This window comes from Gimesia maris (assembly GCF_008298035.1).
GTDB lineage: Bacteria > Planctomycetota > Planctomycetia > Planctomycetales > Planctomycetaceae > Gimesia > Gimesia maris.
In genome coordinates this window covers 198359-217520 of sequence record NZ_CP042910.1, presented here as the reverse complement: position 1 = coordinate 217520, position 19162 = coordinate 198359, and the positions used below count along the sequence as shown (strand labels likewise).

14 protein-coding genes are annotated in these 19162 nt (G+C 52.5%); 9 read left to right on the top strand and 5 right to left on the bottom strand.

The features are described from left to right. Positions 1-2: 2 nt before the first annotated feature. Both GmarT_RS00860 and GmarT_RS00855 read right to left on the bottom strand, forming a co-directional pair. The gene (locus GmarT_RS00860; protein ID WP_002648687.1) at positions 3-1430 is read right to left on the bottom strand and encodes a N,N-dimethylformamidase beta subunit family domain-containing protein; all 1428 of its coding nucleotides are present in this window, start codon (positions 1428-1430) and stop codon (positions 3-5) included. Positions 1431-1563: 133 nt separating this feature from the next. Continuing rightward, complete coding sequence (locus GmarT_RS00855) at positions 1564-2730, bottom strand: AraC family transcriptional regulator (protein WP_002648688.1); 1167 nt, start codon at positions 2728-2730, stop codon at positions 1564-1566. A gap of 313 nt (positions 2731-3043) precedes the next feature. On the opposite strand from GmarT_RS00855, the gene GmarT_RS00850 reads away from it, so the two are divergent. From GmarT_RS00850 to GmarT_RS00825, 6 genes are all read left to right on the top strand, one after another. Then, positions 3044-4216 (top strand): TIGR03364 family FAD-dependent oxidoreductase, encoded by a 1173-nt coding sequence (locus GmarT_RS00850; RefSeq protein ID WP_002648689.1) that lies wholly within the window; start codon positions 3044-3046, stop codon positions 4214-4216. Then, entirely contained in the window at positions 4216-5571 is a 1356-nt protein-coding gene (locus GmarT_RS00845; protein WP_002648690.1) for an MFS transporter, read from the top strand. The genes GmarT_RS00850 and GmarT_RS00845 overlap by 1 nt, the downstream gene beginning before the upstream one ends. Then, positions 5558-6142, top strand: coding sequence for a phosphonate degradation HD-domain oxygenase (locus GmarT_RS00840; RefSeq protein ID WP_002648691.1), 585 nt, complete (start codon positions 5558-5560; stop codon positions 6140-6142). The genes GmarT_RS00845 and GmarT_RS00840 overlap by 14 nt, the downstream gene beginning before the upstream one ends. Next, positions 6139-6945, top strand: coding sequence for a phosphonoacetaldehyde hydrolase (gene phnX / locus GmarT_RS00835; protein ID WP_002648692.1), 807 nt, complete (start codon positions 6139-6141; stop codon positions 6943-6945). The genes GmarT_RS00840 and phnX overlap by 4 nt, the downstream gene beginning before the upstream one ends. Position 6946: 1 nt before the next feature. Further along, complete coding sequence (gene phnW / locus GmarT_RS00830) at positions 6947-8077, top strand: 2-aminoethylphosphonate--pyruvate transaminase (protein ID WP_002648693.1); 1131 nt, start codon at positions 6947-6949, stop codon at positions 8075-8077. Positions 8078-8241: 164 nt separating this feature from the next. After that, a complete protein-coding gene (locus tag GmarT_RS00825; protein WP_002648694.1) occupies positions 8242-9345 on the top strand; it encodes a zinc-binding dehydrogenase in 1104 nt (367 codons plus the stop codon). A 136-nt stretch (positions 9346-9481) separates the two neighbouring features. Here the strand turns inward: GmarT_RS00825 and GmarT_RS00820 are convergent, their stop codons facing one another. The 3 genes from GmarT_RS00820 to obgE form a co-directional block, all read right to left on the bottom strand. Next, on the bottom strand, positions 9482-10684 hold the full coding sequence (locus GmarT_RS00820; RefSeq protein ID WP_002648695.1) for a gluzincin family metallopeptidase: 1203 nt from the start codon (positions 10682-10684) through the stop codon (positions 9482-9484). Positions 10685-11096: 412 nt separating this feature from the next. After that, positions 11097-11366, bottom strand: a complete 270-nt coding sequence (locus GmarT_RS00815) for a hypothetical protein (RefSeq protein WP_002648696.1) — start codon at positions 11364-11366, stop codon at positions 11097-11099. A gap of 2 nt (positions 11367-11368) precedes the next feature. Further along, on the bottom strand, positions 11369-12370 hold the full coding sequence (gene obgE / locus GmarT_RS00810) for a GTPase ObgE (protein ID WP_002648697.1): 1002 nt from the start codon (positions 12368-12370) through the stop codon (positions 11369-11371). Positions 12371-12913: 543 nt separating this feature from the next. Between obgE and GmarT_RS00805 the strand changes: the two genes are divergently transcribed. From GmarT_RS00805 to GmarT_RS00795, 3 genes are all read left to right on the top strand, one after another. Then, complete coding sequence (locus GmarT_RS00805) at positions 12914-13957, top strand: KpsF/GutQ family sugar-phosphate isomerase (RefSeq protein WP_002648698.1); 1044 nt, start codon at positions 12914-12916, stop codon at positions 13955-13957. Positions 13958-14022: 65 nt separating this feature from the next. Further along, positions 14023-17166 (top strand): LptA/OstA family protein, encoded by a 3144-nt coding sequence (locus GmarT_RS00800; protein WP_002648699.1) that lies wholly within the window; start codon positions 14023-14025, stop codon positions 17164-17166. Between the two features lie 125 nt (positions 17167-17291). Continuing rightward, complete coding sequence (locus GmarT_RS00795; protein WP_002648700.1) at positions 17292-18923, top strand: DUF1570 domain-containing protein; 1632 nt, start codon at positions 17292-17294, stop codon at positions 18921-18923. Positions 18924-19162 lie beyond the last annotated feature (239 nt).

The window sequence follows — 19162 nt, the reverse complement described above, 5'->3', positions numbered from 1 at the left end:
CTTTATTTCGACAGACGGTCCAGAATATTTTTTGTCACCTGCTGTACAACAGGGTCTTTCCCGCGCAATCCATGAGCCCAGTCAGTGCTGCCAACCGTGAAGACCGTGCCCCCGCTGGTATACATTCCCAGAACGGCAGCTCCAACGCGATCTTTTTCAAACCGGTCATACCACAGACTGTCGCCGGGTGCCCATTTCGCGGGACAGGTAGCCAGGATTTCAAATGTACGGGGCGTCCCATCCTTGAAGGTCGGTACAGGCAGCCCCTCTTTCATCTCAAACTGACAGCCATCACACTCATACCCGACGATGCTGTCTTTGCCGCCAAATTCGTCACCCTGCTTGATGCCGGTCTTTTCAAACACCCAGTGTGCAGGACGATGGACCTGATAAGCGCCGGAACCATCCATAAACTGCCCGTGACTCTTATGATAACCGCCGTACAGAAAGCCGACACCCGTCAGCTGATTTTCCGGACGGTTCACCAGGTGATGACTCCACAGCGTCGACAGCAGACGATGATCGCCGTCCGGAAACAGCGGGTCCTGATTATACCATTGTTTCCAGCAGGTCAGTGCCCGCCCGTCGTCTTCACTGCGCACCTGCCAGCAGACCGAGTTGCCACTGAAGAACGCCACGTTGCCTCCTTCGCTGATAAACTGTTCCAGGTGATCACGCATCGGAGCCGACCAGTATTCATCATGGCCGACACTCAATACCAGGCGATAATGTTTCAAGAGTTCCGGATGAAATTCCAGATCGCTGTTGGCAGCGTAATCAAGTTGATATCCGTTACTTTCTGCCCAGATAATAAACGGCAGTTCCCAGTTGGCAAACTGTCCCGCCAGGGGACGGTTGAAGGAAACGCGATGCCCCTGCAGATTCGCGCGGCCGTGATAGCTGTAAAGACTGGAGCCGCCCCAGTTGTTATAAGCATTGTAAGTATTCGTGCTCAGCTGAATCAGAATCTTCGTCTGGCTGCCCGGCTGTTTCGCTCTGACAATGAAAAACAGGTTCGATTCTGCAGAACGCGAATTTCGCTGAATGAACTTCCCGCCCCGGTCGGCGACTGACAGCCGGACATTGTAATATCCGCTCTGCCAGGAATCGGGGATGGTCAACTCAAACGCGGCCGGCCACTGACAACCATGGGAAGACGCATTCTCCGGGACAGGATAAGCAGCGCCATTCTTGCGGGTTTCTTTGAAAACCGTTTTGTTCTCTGGTCCCCGTCGAGTGATTTCGACAGTGTACTGTGGCTCTGAGCTGGAAAGATGTAAGGCAACCTTCTCTCCAGGCTGATAACTCAGCTGATTTGTATAACCTTCGATAAAAATTGAGCCGGCATCATCGTCGGCTGCAGCGAGTGGAACAGTCAACATGCCAGCGAACAGCAATATCAGATAGAGTCTCAAGCAGGATGAAATCATCGTCGTTTTCCTCAGTCGATTGAGCCGGTTGCAAATCAGTTGTTTCGGTTCCGTCGATCCTAACAAGACCGGGAAATGCTTTCTATTCCAGCGCAAAGAAATTACGGGCGAGCGAGGGAGCGGACGTTCAGAATCATGGGCGGCTGTGATTCTGCTGTCGATATTCACGGGGGGACATGCCTGTCACACGACCGAACATGCGGATCATGGCTTCCTGATGCTGGAATCCACAGCGGGCGGCAATTTGTGAGATGGTCAGCTTCGTTTCCTGCAACAGTTTGATAATCCGCTTCAATTTTTCCTGGCGAATCTCTGCTGCCGGGGAACGATGCAGGGCTTTCTGAAAACGATGTTCCAGAATCCGCCGCGATACATTCAGATGATCGGTCAAATCTGAGACCTGCAATGGTTCCTGTGCGTGTTGACGAATAAACTGAATGGCTTCGCGGACCAGACCATCGTCGGCAAACAGTGTATCGGTCGAAGCGCGTTCTTCGATCAACAGCGGAGGAATCAGGATCGGTTCCGCAGGCGGTGGTGCTCCCTGAATCAACTGGTCCAGCAATTGCGCTGCTTCATAACCGACGACATGAGGCGATTGATTGATACAAGAGAGAGGCACGGGGGAGAGCGCCGACATCAGCGGATCATGTTCGATACTCAGGATCGCCACCTGATCGGGAATTTCCAGATGATGGTTCACACAGACCGTCGCGACTTCACGACCGACCTTGCTCGACCAGACCAGCAGCGCCACCGGCTTGGGCAGTTCCCACAACCACTCCTTCAAACGTTTCTGCTGTTTTTGATAGTCGTCTTCTTTCGTGAGTTCATAATAAGGAAACTGATAACAGACCCCTTCCCCCTGCACAATCCTTTTCTGAAACTCATTCTCGATGATCGGCTGATATTTCAACGTGGGGTCAGGGCCGATATAGCCGCAGGAACGGAACCCCTTTCGCAGGAAGAAATCCGCGGCGAGTCTGGCACAGGCCCGTTCGTCTGAAACCACTTTGGGAATCTTCGCGGAATGCTTACCCAGCCAGGACACATTGACTGCGGGCAACTTCCTTCGCAGGATCGATTGCTGAATGCGGGCATCAGTCAGACGGCAGACCGTACCATGCCCGTTCCACGAAGCGGGAAGTCGCAGCTGCTCCTGCAGTCCACGGAACTCAATCCAGAAATCCCAGCCCCCCTGCTCGAGCGCATAATCGGCGATGCCCTGAATGATCTGACGACTCCAGTCGCTGGAAGTCTGTACGAGTAAGGCTATTTTGCGACGTTCGGGAAATCTCACGAGAGTTCATTTCTGCATAAAGAATCAATTTACGGCCTGTCTTTCAACGCCTGCATCATAATCTCCGCCGGCTTGCGGATGTTAAAGATGCGATGAAGACGATGTAAATATTATCAATTATACTGCGTATTTTGTCATTGTATTTTAAAAGAATTCTTCGATACTTTTCCTTGTACAATGAAGCTTGCGACTGGTCTGGCGGGAAGTTCCTCCTGTTATCCCGCCAGACCGTCAGCAGGATTGACTTCTGTATCCAGGCGACCGCGGGTCGGCCCTGCCCCGTTTTCTATACACTCAAGCTGCACCTGAAATCATGTCGACCCAGAATTACCAGCGTGAATACGATGTTATAGTGATTGGCGGCGGCGTCCTGGGTGCCTTTCATGCCTATTTCGCCATGTGTCAGGGTTTCAAGACATTACTGATCGAACGGAATGTGTTTCCTCAGCAGGCCTCGGTACGAAACTTCGGTTTGATCATACCCAGTGCCATGCCCGCAGGCCGCTGGCGCGATCGGGCGATTGCTTCCTGTGAGATTTATTCTGAGCTTTCTGAGTTACTCGACGTTCCCCTGCGACGAACAGGGACCCAGTATCTGGCCCACACGGAAGCTGAAGCCGACTTCCTCAAACAGATGGTGCTCTCCTCTGAAGACTCCTTATGCCCGGCGGAATTCTATACTGCTGAAGAAACTGTTCGTACCAGTTGCTGCCTGAATCCGGAATTCTGTCAGGGAAGTCTGTTTTTCCCTGATGACCTGCAGCTGGACCCCGACCAGTTTTTTCGTGCGTTCATCAACTGGATCGCGTGCACTTCTGACTGTGATTATCTGCCGAACACCACGGCGATCTCTGCCGAACCACAGGGGGGGCTCAGCCGCGTCAGAACCTCCGCTGGTAGAGAATTTGAGGCGAATCATGTTTTTGTCTGTTCTGGTGTGGACCTGCAGACACTGTTTCCCGATGTCTATGTGACGCGGAACCTGCAGTACTGCAAACTGCAGATGCTGAAGCTCTCCAATCCTGAAAACCGTACGTTGGGAACAAGTCTCGCCTCTCCCATTGCACTCACACGTTATCCTGCATTTCTGAATGCGCAATTTCTACAGGGGATTTCCCTGCCTGCACCCGACCCGATTCTGCAGGAGCTGGGCATTCAGATCTGGATGACACAAAATCAGAACAACGAATTCATTCTCGGCGATTCACACGCATACTCGGCCGATCCGCCTAACGAGTTTCTCTCAGCGGAGGTGGAATCGCAGATTATTGATTATGCGAAAAAGATGTTCGTCAAACTCGACTTTCAGGTGATTGACCGCTGGTGTGGCATTTATACTGAAGAACAGTCCGCAGGGCTGTTTCAGCAGACGCTGGATGACCGCATTCATTTAATCACAGGGATCGGCGGCAAGGGAATGACCACCGGCCCGGGACTCGCCAGAGAAAATATCAGCCAGCTCTCTCTTTCAAAAAGTCGCGTATAATGTCGAAGCATCCGAATCGAAACTGGCAAATCATGACTCTGTTGAGTCTGTTTCTGGGTTATGTCGGCTATTACATCTGCCGCTCGAACCTGGCCGTCGCAACGCCGCTGCTGCTCAAAGAGTACGCGGAAGCCGGGATCACCAAAACCGACATCGGTACCGTCGCCTCCGTAGGTGTCATGTTGTATGCCCTCGGAAAAATCATTAACGGCTACCTGGCTGATTTTCTCGGCGGTCGGCTGATGTTCCTGACCGGCATGATCGCGTCCGTCCTGTTTTCGATCTGGTTCGGTTTGGCCGGTGGGCTGACCCTGTTCGTGATCATCTGGGCCGGCAATCGTTTTTTTCAGTCGATGGGCTGGGTGGCGCTGGTGAAAACCGCCTCGCGCTGGTTTCCCGTGCAATGGCATGCAACCGTGATGGCTGTTCTCTCACTGTCATTTCTGTTCGGCGATGCGTTTGCCCGCGTCTACCTCGGCCGCCTGATCATGCTGGGAGAAAGTGATTCCTCGCTCAGTTTTCTGATCGACTGGCGTACGATCTTTTTTATCTCTGCCGGCACACTGGGCCTGATTACAGTCTTTGTTTATTTCAGTTTGAAGTCCAGCCCCATCGATGTCGGCCTGGAAGAACCGGAAGCGAATCCGCTGAACGTGTATGGCGCGGAAGGAAATCATGCACAGCGAATTTCCATTGCAGAGGTACTCAAACCGCTGTTTGCCAGCCCGTTATTCTGGCTGATCTGTATTATGAATTTCAGTCTGACTTTGGTCCGCGAAACTTTTAACTTCTGGACCCCCACTTTCCTGAATGAAGTTGCAAAGTTTGAGATCGGCCAGGCCGCTGTGGGCAGCATGCTGTTTCCGCTGGTCGGAGGCTGTTCGGCTTTGCTGGCTGGAATCACCTCGGATCGCCTTAAGGGCAGACACGGCCGAGTGATACTGCCGAGCCTGATCCTGCTGGTCCTGTCACTGATCTTACTGACTACAATTGACGTTTCAGGCAAACCGTACCTGGCACTCACGCTGATTTCACTGGTCGCCTTTTTTCTGATGGCCCCATACTCATTTCTGTCGGGTGTGATGGCGATTGACCTCGGCGGAAAGCGGGGCTGTTCGACCGTCGCCGGGCTCGTCGATTCCGCGGGCTACCTGGGAGCGATACTTTCCGGTCACACTGTCGGGATGATCGCCGAATACTACGGCTGGAGAATGGCATTTGGCGGGCTGGCGGGAATCTGCTGCACCGCCGTCATTGCCGGACTGATCTACTGGCGCATTCAGGAGAGACAGATGAATCTGGCGCAACTCTTACCCACAGAACCTGAACCGGAGGCCCCCCATGTCCCTCAATAATCCGGCTGAGATCATCGCGGAAATACGACTGCGTTTTCAGGAAAAAGGGGCCAACATGTATGCCGGCGAAGCGATCTCACAGACAGAGCATGCCTTGCAGGCAGCATTCGCTGCCGAACAGGCGGGTGAATCTGCGGAACTGATCGTGGCTGCCTTACTGCATGATATCGGTCATCTGCTCCACAAACACGATGAAGACTGTGCGACCCAGGGCATTGACGATCTGCATGAACGCATCGGTGCCCAATGGCTGAATCGTTATTTCCCGAAAGATGTAACCGAACCTATTCGATTGCACGTCGCTGCCAAACGCTACCGCTGTGCCACCGATGCGGAATATGTGTCCCGGCTTTCTCCTGCATCGGTACTCAGCCTGCAGTTGCAGGGAGGCCCCTTTGACTCCGCAGAACAGATGGAGTTCGAACACAATCCCTGGTCGCAGGAGGCGCTTCGTCTGCGCAACTGGGATGAAGCCGCAAAAGTTCCGGATTTTGAAACCCCCGAACTCGAATATTTTTTAACTTATGTCCAGAGAGTCCTGCAGCAGCAGACTCCGGATCCTGGTGAATGAAAGAAATTATGAAACCTGAAACGATCAAACTTGTGATTTTCGACTGGGCCGGCACCACGATTGACCACGGCTGCTTTGCACCGATCTCTGCCTTTATCAAAGCGTTCAAAGCGTGTGGTGTGGACCTGACACCACAGCAGGCACGCGGCCCGATGGGCCTGCATAAGCAGGATCACATTCGCAGTCTGTTTCAACTGGATGAGATCGCCGCCCAATGGAAATCGCTCCATCAGCGTGACTGGACCGAAGCGGATGTCAAACACATCTACGAAACTTTCATGCCTCTGCAGATCGAAGAAGCAAAACTGTTTACCGACCTGGTACCTGACCTGTGTGAAACCATTTCGATCTTAAGAGACCAGGGAATCAAAATCGGTTCCACCACCGGTTACCCGCGGATTGTGGCAGATCCCGTGCTGGAGGCAGCACGGGCACAAGGCTATGCCCCCGACTTCAGCATGTGTGCAGACGAAGTTCCCGCGGGACGTCCTGCTCCCTGGATGATCTATCGCAACATGGAAGCGCTGGGCGTCTTTCCCCCGTCAGCCGTCGTCAAGGTGGGTGATACGGTTCCCGACATTGAAGCCGGGTTGAATGCGGGCACGTGGACTGTCGGCCTGACACAGACAGGTAGTGAAGTCGGCCTGACAGTCGCTGAGTTTGCAGCCTTAAGCGATGAACAGAAAGCGGATCGATTAGCAATTGCCGAGACCAAACTCAAAAATGCCGGGGCCCACTTTGTGATTCCCACGCTGCAGGGACTTCCTGATATCATTGAACAACTTAACGCAAAAGAGAATTGAAATGGACGCGGATATTCCCTACCTGTTATTGACTCCCGGCCCTTTGACCACGACCCGCAGTGTGCGCGAAGCCATGCTGGCCGACTATTCGACCTGGGACGTGGATTATAACCAGCGCGTGATGGAAATCCGGGAGCGACTGGTACGCCTGGCAACGGACTCCAGCGATTACACATCCGTCCTGATGCAGGGCAGCGGCACCTTTTCTGTGGAAGCGACCATCGGATCGGTGATCCCTTCGGACGGAAAACTGCTGGTCATTTCCAACGGTGCATATGGCAGTCGCATTGCGCAGATCGCCCGTTGCCTGAAGATCCCCCTGCAGGAACTGTCTTATTCAGAAACAGAACCTCCCGACCTGGCACAGATCCGCGCCACGCTGACGGCTGATTCTGACATCACGCATGTCGCCATGGTGCACTGCGAAACCACGACCGGTATGATCAACCCCGCTCAGAAAGTCGGCAAACTGGTACACGCCGCCGGGAAAGACTATATCCTGGATGCGATGTCTTCCTTTGGAGGCATTCCGCTTTCCATGGAAGAATTTCACGTCGACTACCTGATCTCATCGGCCAACAAATGCATTCAGGGTGTGCCCGGTTTCGGATTTGTCATTGCGAATCGGCAGAAACTGGAGCAGACAAAAGGCCTGGCGCGTTCTCTGAGCCTGGATCTGTACGACCAGTGGAAAGAAATGGAACACAAGGGAGGCAAATGGCGTTACACGTCACCCACGCATGTTGTGAATGCTTTTCTGCAGGCGCTGGATGAACTGGACGCGGAAGGGGGAATTGCTGCCAGGCATGCGCGGTACCAGGAAAACCAGTCCACACTGGTAACAGAAATGCAGAAACGAGGCCTGCAGACTCTGCTGCTTCGGGAACTGCAGTCGCCGATCATTACCTCATTTTATTATCCCGAGTCCCCTTCATTCCAGTTCAACCAGTTTTATGATGAATTGAAACAGCGGCGTTACGTAATTTACCCCGGTAAAATCAGTCAGGCGGAGACTTTCCGGATCGGTAATATAGGCCATGTCTTCCCGGCAGACATCATGGACCTGACAGTACAGATTGAACAGACGCTCAACAAGCTGGGCGTGCGTCTGGTGAATCCAACAATTCAGTAAGTCTGAAAAAATATATATCGTACACTTTCCGTTTACCAGAAAGCCGTTTATAAAAAATGACATTAATCTGCCCCGTCACATGACAAATGTCATTGTCTCATAATTCATCTATCTGAAAAGCAGTTCTATCAGATAGTGTTCTCTGCCAGCAGTTTTAGTGTTTTATGATAAACGATCAATGTACCTCTATCATCCTGCAAGACGATGATCGAAAGTTGGAATATGCCAGAGTCGACCGGCCTCATCTGAAACCGGGTGAAGTACTGGTTGAAATATTGTGTTGCACCATCTGTGGAAGCGACCTGCATACTTTTGAAGGGACACGCACTACCCCCTGCCCGACGATTCTGGGGCACGAGATGGTCGGACGCGTAGTCGATCTGCATCCCGAATATACAGTCAAAGATTTTCTGGAGCGTCCCGTTCAACGTGGTGACCGGATCACCTGGTCGGTTGCAGTCTCCTGCAAAAATTGCGAATTCTGTCAACGCGGGCTGACGCAGAAATGTACGCGTCTGTTTAAATACGGTCACCAGCGGTTGAACGAGCAGAATTATCTGAGTGGCGGACTGGCCAGTCATTGCCACCTGGTCAAAGGCACGACTATTTTTAAAGTTCCCGAATCACTGCCCGATCAGATTGCCAGCCCGGCGAATTGCGCCACCGCAACCGTCATGGCAGCTTTTCGTCTGGCAGGTGACGTCCAGGATAAAACCGTCTTAATACTCGGGGCGGGTATGCTGGGAGTCACTGCATCAGCGGTCGCCCATTCGAAAAACGCCGGGAAGGTTTTGGTGTCAGATATTGATCCGGATCGTGTCAGGCGCAGCCTGGAGTTCGGTGCGCGACACGCTTTGCTGGTCAAAAAAGAACAGCCACTGCATCAGGAAATTATGCATCTGACAGAAGGGCGTGGAGTGGATCTTGTGTTCGATATGACGGGAGTCCCCGAAGTGATCGAGAGTGGTCTGAAAGCGATGGCCATTGGGGGAGCCATGATACTTGTCGGATCTGTTTATCCGGCTCGCCCGGTTCAGCTTTCTGCAGAGACAATTGTCCGGAGATTACTGCGTATCGAAGGCATTCATAATTATGTGGATCTGGATCTGGCCAACGCCCTGAATTTCCTGGAACGGTTTCAGAACCAGTATCCCTTTTCCAGGCTCTGCGAGCAGACGTTTCTACTGAGTGATTTCAAGGCTGCATTTGCAGAATCGGCCAACCGTCGCTCGTATCGTGTCGCTGTTCGGCCTGACTCAACTTCCTGAAATTCAGCACCTGGGGTGAATTGAATCCCGATCTTCCAGGTGTTAAGAGCGTATCACGTTCAACCATAGCGTCTCCCGATCGATTCGACTCGAGCCAAAATGGCCCTGGAGACGCTACAGTAATACGGGACACCGTTTAGAAGTCGATCTCGGCAGACTGACCCAGATCAATTCCGCCCCGGGCAGGACTCGCTCCGCGGTTGTAACGGTTCGCTGGTCGCTGTGGAGAACGCTTTGGTTGTGCAAACCGGCCCGCTGGTTGAGGTCGTGACTGGGGAGCAGATGTTGAATCCTGATGCAGTGAGGTGCGAGGCAGACGTTTCGCATCCGGCACAAAGGCAACCGACTCCTGCACGTGTCTTTTTTCTGCTGGCCTGCCGCTGAAAGGAATACGTGATTCGATCGGCAGAGGCCGAGATTCGCGCTGCATTTCTTCTGTTGGTTCGGCACTGGCCAGTTGGGTCTGCTCAGGCATTTCAGTGGCAAAGTCTGCTTCCACCTGATCGGGACTCTGTGAGCGAATCACAAATTCTTTGTTATCAACCGCTGATGGCTGCTTTGGTTCTACTGCTGCCAGCTGTTGACCGGCCGGCAGATTCAAAGCCGGGCTGCCTGCCATAATCCAGCTGCCCCAGCGTTGTTCCAGAGCTTCGACGTTCTTGATTTTGTACATTTTCGCAATCGCTTCGTCCCAGCCATTTTTATGAGCATCTTCCAGAAACATCAGGTAACGCTTTTTGCCACCGGTCTGCAGCAGATAATCTGCGAGTGAATAGCCTTCGGCGTACAATGTCAGAACCTGTTGCATCTCGGACGGATATTCGGTCATCGAAAGCAGGTTTCGCAGCGGGATCCGTTTATTGGTTCCCATCACCTGGCGATTCAGCAGGCGTTGACGTCGTTTTTCTGATTCGTGTTCCACAATCGTTGCTGCCCCTTCATCGGCCCAGCGAGGCAGCGGTCGACGAAAGTGGCAGGCAAAGATCGTATGATTAACTTCGTGCGGCAAGACGGAATCAAGGATGCGTTCCAGGGAACCCTGGATCTCCATGTTCCAGCCGAACACTTCGCCACCGTCAAAAGAGAACGTGGTCGCACCGCCGGCACCATAGTTTCCAACTTTGACTTTGATCGGACAGGGGGAGAACCATTTGGGAAGTTCGTGGCCCAGCCAGGTGATAGCCAGTTCCTTACGATAGATCTCAGCAGCATCACCCACCTGTTTCGCGACTTCCGCGGTCGGGGCATGTGTGACGAAGTTGGGAGTTTTGTAAGAAGCGCCCAGCGAGATGAATGACGCCAGGAATAATACGAGACAGCGACTGATTTGAGCTTCCATGCCCTCGGGATCCTTTTGTTTGCAGACACAGATGCGGGTCTGTGTCTGACAATCTCAGCATTAGTAGTTACGGGATAGTTTGGGTCGATCACTCGAATTGGGGTTTGAGATATGATCTGGATTGAACCTGAAACGATCTTTGGCGAATTCCATTCAAACACAGAGGTCGTTTCAAGCAGGGAAAGTTTATTGCAAACAGAGGACCAATGAGAAGAGTTTTTTTGGGGCCCCCTATGTGAACATTGGCAGAACCTGGCCCTAAACTGTTTTAAGACAGAGACTTAGAATATCAATTTCCTGTAATTTTTTTCTCAGGTCGAGCTGGAAAACGGTTGTAGATATTGCAAATTCGGCCGGAAAAAGTGACGAGATGCAATAATTACAATTCGACTTCGCTCAAGCCGCATCGGCCTCAAAAGCGTATTCGGGCAAAACCCCAGCCCAGTACATAGCCGATTCCCATCAGGATACCCAGTTCGGTAATCCGCTGGGTCTGATCGGGTGTGAGATTGAAAACGGCCTGGACCAGGAAGCAGAGCACCATCATCACACCTGCCCCGTACAGACCAAACCGCACGCGGACTTCACCGGGCGTACTTTCCCGTTCGCCCGGCACTTGGGGAACAGGAGCGGCTGGCTGCTGGCGGTTTTCTTCTGTTTCAGCAGGGGGCTCCGACTCCACGCTTACGCCTCGACTTCCAGTTCTTCAAGTTCGTCAATAATCATGCGCACCAGTTTATCGAGATTCGAACCGGTGGCAGAAGAAATCTGCATGACGGGTCTGCCCAGTTCTTCTCCCAGCAGTTCGGCGACTGGTTCTGCATCGGGAAGTTCGCTTTTGGTCACAACAATGATTTCCGGACGGTCCATCAGGCTGGCATCATACAGGCGCATCTCTTCCCGGATCTGTCGGTAGTTCTGTATCGGATCGGTCTGATCCATAGGCGAAGGTTCAACCAGATGCACCAGGACCCGTGTGCGTTCCACATGCCTGAGAAATTCGTGCCCCAGCCCCACGCCCGCATGTGCTCCTTCAATCAGACCGGGAATATCCGCCATGACAAACTGATGGTCAAAGCCGACCCGGACCAGACCCAGATTGGGATACTTGGTCGTAAACGGGTAAGCTGCAATTTCCGGATGGGCTTTCGAAAGCCGACTGAGCAAAGTCGATTTACCGGCATTGGGCTTACCGACCAGTCCAACATCAGCGATCAGTTTGAGCTCCAGCGAAATGTCTCTCAGTTCGCCTACGCCCCCTTTTTCGAATTCGCGAGGCGTCTGATGAGTGGCTGTTGCAAAATGACGGTTGCCACGCCCCCCTTTTCCTCCTTTGGCGACCACGACCCTGTCGCCACTCTGTTTCATATCACGTAGCAGATTTCCGCGTTTACTGTCGATGACCAGTGTGCCCGGTGGCACCATGATGATGGCATCTTCGCCGCACTTCCCGGTCTTCAAGCTGCTCGACCCGTGGCCGCCGCGTTCGGCATTCCAGTGTTTGTGCCCGATAATATTTCCCAGACTGCTGACGTTTTCATCGGCGAGCACGATCACGTCACCCCCCTTGCCGCCATCACCGCCATTCGGACCGCCCCGGGGTACGTGCGCTTCCCTGCGGAAGCTGGCACAACCATCTCCGCCGTCACCGGCTTTACAATAGATATCGACGCGATCTACAAACATGATATTCCGACTACTGTTTCTACTCTGCTAAGTGTGACGACTCGGTTCCTGCGGGGGATGCAATCCTCAAAACACAGGAACCCTGTTAATTCAACCCTGATACTGACCTGCAGTATCGCCTGCATCCCGTTTGGTATCAGTATGTTGTGAAATCCAGAACTTTGATTCTGCGTTGACTCTACGGCACGTACGCTACGGCTGGTAGAAATATTTTCCTGCTGTTTTTACTGGAAAATGGCAGTGAGTCCCGATGAGACGACCAGCGGCCCCTTTGCCGCCGATCCTCTTATTGTAGATTCTTGTGATGAAAATACGAGTGCCCTTGGATTCATTCTTGGACAAACCCCTGCTTCATCACTTCACAGACCGGATTCTCTGATTGATTTACAAGTCAGCGCGCACACCAGCTCAACCATAAACCCATTGTTTTCAACACCTTACAACACAGAACTGATATCAGATTCGCATTGACCTGCCTGAGGGTTCTCTTTATACTCCCGCACCCTGAACATGCCCGCATGGATGCGATAAAGGACTGGCGTGATGAGTTCCCTGCCTGCAAGGTCGGTTATAGAGTTTTCTCAGTTTGATCAATTACGAGACGCGCGCGAGATTATCTTCAGCGAGGCAGACGCCTTGCGCCAGATGGGACGCGCACTGGGAACCGAACTTTGCGACGCGGTAGACTTAATCATGTCGCGCAAAGGCGCGGTCATTTTAACGGGCATGGGGAAAGCGGGACTGATCGGCCAGAAGATCTGTGCCACGCTCTCTTCAACGGGAACCCGTTCGCATTTTCTGCATCCCGCGGAAGCCATTCACGGCGATCTGGGTTGCCTGCACGCCGAAGACACCATTCTTGCGTTATCCAACAGTGGAGAAACGGAAGAGTTGCGACGCCTGCTGCCACTGATACAGAAAATGAATCTGCCCATCATCGGAATTACAGCACGGACGACGAGCACATTGGGCGCTGCCTGCCAGGTGGTATTATGCCTGGGGGACCTGAAAGAAGCGGGCCCGCATCAACTGGCACCGTCAACCACTACCACCGCCATGCTGGCGATGGGTGATGCGTTGTCGCTGGTCATCAGCAAAGCACGTGGTTTTTCGCCATTACAGTTTGCCACATTTCATCCGGGTGGCAGCCTGGGGCGGCGTTTAACCAAAATCAATGAAGTCATGCGACCCCGGAATGAAGTGCGCGTCACCGGAGAGACGACTTCGATCCGCGAAGCCTTTGTACGACTGAGCCTGCCGGGACGACGCAGCGGGGCAGTGATCATCATTGACGACGCCAGCCGCGTCACAGGCATTTTTACAGACAGTGACCTGGCCCGACTGCTGGAAGAGCGCCGGGACGAACAACTGGATCAACCCATTTCCCAGGTGATGACCAGGAAACCCACTACCATTCACGATGATGCTTCCCTGGAAGCAGCCATCGATTTATTGAAAGCCCGCAAATTGAGTGAGCTGCCCGTCGTAGATCGAGGACAGCATCTGGTCGGGCTGATTGATATTACAGACGTCATTGGCTGGCAGCCCGGACTGGAATCTGCCAGCGCCGGCAGCCAGGCTGGTTAAGCAGATTTCCCTTTTCATTTCTGACCGACATTTCACTTCCACTATTAGAAACGTTTTCAATTCGCATGACCGGAACCATTCGTCCTGACAGGAATGGATTTTTCGATCGCCTGATAGCCAACCGCCTGTTGCTGACCTGGTTCACAACAGCTGCGTTGTCCGGTGCCTACCTGGTGTACGCGCAGGCCATGCGGACTGTGATTAAAGAACAGGTCATCCGTCAGGAATTCCCCGAAGAAGTCTTTACGTCTCCTGCTTATGCCTCGGGGAATAATGAGAAAGCAAAAACGTTTCTACCCGAACATGAATGGGCCGCCGATGCCCGGTACCAGTTCAAAGATGAGAATGTCTACGTCTACACGGAGCAGTGGGAGCAGGAAGAAGACGATAAAGCCGCGCGTCTCAAACCTTTTGCCATGTTGATGTTCGACCGGAAAAAAGGGGAAACTGAAGACCCCATCGCCCTGGTCAGCGAAGAAGCCCTGGTCCGGTTTGAATATCCCTTCGGCATCAAACACACCGATCCGGGTCGCATGGTAGCCGGTTCTCTGGAAGGTCGTGTAAAAATTACAGGCCCGAATGGACTGATCATCTGGGGCAAAAATTTCTGGTACGATGAAGCGTCGATGAATATCTATAGTGACCACGAAGTCCAGTTTGCCTATGAAGATCATCGCGGACAGGCGCGTGGCATCGAAATGAAGCTGATCCCTGCAGCAGCAAAACCCAAGGAACTCAAACCCGCTGTGGAGGGGATTCGAGAAATCGTGTTACGCCACAACGTGCACATGAAACTGGCGATCAAGAAAAACCCCGAGCCCTCCGAGACCGGACCTTCCCGGTTCGCTACGGTAAAAAGCGGTAGCTTTACCTTTAATCTGGAGACAAACCAGGGCACATTTAAGGACGATGTACGAGTCTATCATCCAACCAGTCCCCAACATGCAGACACCCTGCAATGTGATACCCTCGAGCTGCAATTCGTCCGGAAAGATGAAACGGGTAACACCATCAGCGACGCCACGCCTCAAACTGGCCACTCCAGTGGTAAACTGACCTTCGAGGAACTCATCGCGACAGGCAGTACTGTCACCCTGATTTCGGAAGAAAATCAGTTTACTGGTACGATGACCCGTCTGTTATATAACGAAGCGACAAAGACCATCGTAATGCAGGACCAGCAGGCCGTGCGAATTTTCCAGCAGTCATCAGAACTGCAATGTCCCGAAATCACGATCAACCAGGATCAGGAAGGGCGACTGCAAACGGTATTCTGTAAAGGTGTCGGCTTCATCAAGCATCGTGATCCAGCTAGCGGGCAACTGCTGATGGCAGCGCAATGGGTTGAACATATGAAAAAATCGACTGACCCGGAATCCGGACTGGAAATGGTGGAGCTGGAGAAAGATTGCATCGTCCGAAAACCCGACGCGGAATTTGCACTCGCCGCGCATAAAATTCGCTTGTGGCTCAAGGGAGAACTCCCTTCCGTGAAACAGTCACAGAAAGTGAAGCTGCCTGGAAGTCAACCTGACAGCAAAGACTCACAGAAGATGCAGAACAAAATCGATCCACACAAAATGATCGCTGAACAGGACGTGGCGATTTACAGCCCGCAACTCCGAGGGAAAACCAGACGACTCGAAGTCTGGTTCGATGAAGAAACAAAACCGCAGTCGGCACCGAATGCGCCGATTGGCGTCATGGCACCCCGGTCCCTTTCTCCTGTGAAACACGCTGCGTTTGCTGTGGAAGATTCTCTGCCTGCACAGCAACAGCAAGCTGCTGGCAGCCCGACAGGTCGCGTTAAAATTGCTCAAAACGGAAACACTCGAATTCCTGCAAAACAGGATGCGACAGCAGAGCCGATCATGGTGGTCGCAGAACTGATGAAAATTCGCCTCCGAAAAAATGACCTCGGGAAAGAGGAAGTCACAGAGGTCTGGACGGAAGGAAACGTGACCGTCGACCAGTTCAATGAGAAGCAGGATCAGCCACTGCACATCACAGGCAACCAGTTACATATCCAGAACAAAGGCAGCAATGATCAGATCCTGCATGTGATAGGCAGTCCCGCCAAAATCAACGCGCAGGGTTCGCAGATTGAAGGCGAACACATCTACCTGTATCGTCTGGCCAATCGGGCGGAAGTCCAGGGAAAAGGTTTACTGCTGCTTCCGGTCCGCGGGGGACAGAAGGCGGCCGGCGGATTACTCTCCGGAGCAGAAGGGATCACAAAAGAAAACAGCCTGGCGTCTACCATGACCTCAGACGCAGATGCCCAGGACAACCTGCTGGAAATTCACTGGGACCAGGAAATGATTTTTGACGGGTTGACGGCAAACTTCTTCGGAAAAGTCAGAACCAATCTGGGTGACAACCGGCTGCGCTGCCAGGAGATGGAAGTCATTCTGTCTGACCGGGTCTCCTTTACAGAAAAAAATCCCAGCGATCAGAAACCGGACGTGCACTTCATTACCTGTCGTGATGGAGTCGAAGTGGAAAGTAATGAGTACCTGGACAATCGGCTGGTGGGGATTCGTCGCGCCAGTTTCTGGCAAATGAACGTGGATCAGAAAACCGGAAACGCCGAAGCCCGTGGTCCCGGCTGGCTGGTTTTGTGGCGACGGGAAAATCCTGAAAAAACCACTTCAGAGTCCAAAGTATCCCAGGCCAACCTGCCTCAAAAAACCGAAAGCGACAGCTGGAATTATACCCGCATCGACTTCAATGGAAAAATGGCCGGCAATGTTTCACAACGGAGCACAACCTTTGACGATCGCGTGCAGATCACCTACGGCGGAGTGAAGCGACCGCTGGATACGATCGACCCGGACAGAATGCCCCCCGGTGCGGGTTCGATGCGCAGTAACAGCCTGAAACTGATTCAACATGATATTGACGGACAGAAAAAGAAATTCATTTCCATGCTGGCCAAAGGCAATGCCGAAGTGGAAGGCAATACCCTGATCAAAAACAAACAGACGCCCACCAGCCAGGAATTCAGCGCCAGCGCAGACACCATCAGCTTTGATGAGTCAAAGGACCAGTACACGCTCCGCTCCTTTGGAAATCGCAAAGCAACACTCCGCCGATATTCCCCTTTCAGGCAATCTCCCACCAGAAGCGTTTCACAACAGATTGAGTTCTCTCCGTCCCATGACCGGGTCACATTACACGGGGTAACCGAAATACAGGGGCTGCCTTAAGCCGATTCCGCTCGAAATGGGAGATTATTTCTTTTTTCCCCCCACAAACTCCCCTACAATCGAATAAGAATTTTTGCCTGCGAATTCCGTCTCTGATGAATTTCAAACAAGGAACAACAGTGAACATGCCTGTCACGCAGCAGCAACATCTCCGAAATTCTTTGCTTCCCGGCTCCCCGCATCAGGAACCGGCGGAGTGGTCAGCCTGGCACTGCAGGTTGTATCGCGGCTTCTGTCTGCTGACCCTGGTTGTAATTCTGTTTTCGCACTCCGAACGTGTGCAGGCACAAAACCCGCGTGCCCTGGAAACGTATCAGAAACAGTACCAGATTCTGCAAGCTGACTTCCGGAACAAACTGATCCAGCTGGCTCAGGACTGCCAGCGGGAACAACAGCAGACGGGCGTGGAAACCATCACTGAAATCATCAAAGAGCTGCAGGAGTTCGATCCGCAGGCCAATCCACTACCGCGCGAAGTTCGTCCGGACCTGCCAGTCAGTCTACCTGCCAGCGAACGCAGCTGGCGATTAAAGCTGAGAAATCTGCAGGAGGAACAGGCCAACGATCTGTTTGTCTTCTCCCGCAAAGTGCTGCATGCCGACTTCCCCAGTTATGCCTACGATCTGATTCTGGAGACCGCATACCACAACCCCGATCATCGCTCCGTACGACAGATCCTGGGCTACGTGCGAAACGGCGATGAATGGGTAACCCCTTTCGAAAAAGAAATGCACGACCGTAAACAGCAATGGCATCCGCAGTACGGCTGGTTACCCGCCACGCATATCGCCCGTTACGAACAAGGCGAACGGTATGTCAACGGACGCTGGAAATCGGCGGCACAGGAAGCAGAAATCCGCCGCGATTTCCGGAATGCCTGGGAAATTAAAACCGAACATTTTCTGATCAAAACCAATCACAGCCTGGAAATGGGCGTGAAGCTGGCCACGGAAATGGAAGACTTTCACCGCTATTTCCACCAGACTTTCGCCGCCTTCTTCAATACACCCGAACAAATGCAGAAACTGTTTGAAGGCGCCCGCAATCCCTTTCAACGTCGTAATAAAAACGATCAGCATGTGATGCATTACTACAGCACACGCGAGGAATATCTGCAGCGACTCCAGAAAGACATTCCCCAGATCAGCCTCACGCATGGCATCTATCTGTTCGGCGATCGGATCTCCCACTTCTATCATCGTCCCGATGCAGAAGGCGATCTGGGAACACTGTACCATGAGGCCACCCATCAGCTGTTTTATGAAAGCAGCTTTCAAGGCAGGAACCGTCAGGTAGGCGAGAAGAATCACTTCTGGGCCATTGAAGGGATCGCCTGCTACATGGAGTCCTTTGAAAAGCAGAATAAAAAGCTCCGCGCCGGTAATCCCAATCACATCCGCTTCAACGCCGCCCGCTATCGACTGCTGAAAGATGAATACTACATCCCCCTGGAAACGTTCGCTGCGATGGGTCGCAATGCCTTTCAGACCAGCCCCAACATCAGTCCCAATTACAGTCAGGCATCCGGGCTGTCACATTTCTTTATGCATGCTTCACGCGGCGAATACCGGGATGCATTCATCAACCAGCTAACGCAGCTCTACAGCGTCAATTCCCGGGTGAGAAATAACCCGCAGTCGATCGAAGAATTAACAGGTCTCTCCTATACCGATCTGGATCGCCAGTACCGGGAATACTCGGCGAGCCTGCAGAAAGCCCTCAACGAACGCGCGTTGAGCCTGCAGTCCCACCCATAAACTGACCCTTCGTACTGGACTCTGCTATTCGAATTTGCAGTCCTGACTCTCTCCCCGAACCTGCCAACAGACTTCAGTAAACTCCAAAACAATAGCGCACATACATTTACTTATAATGATTAACAAATCGTTTGTTATTTAATATTGATTTTAAAATATTCTTGCTTCCGTCATTTTAATATGTCTAAAATAGTAGTTTCACTTCAAATTCTCTTTTTCGTAATTTAATTTTACTTATC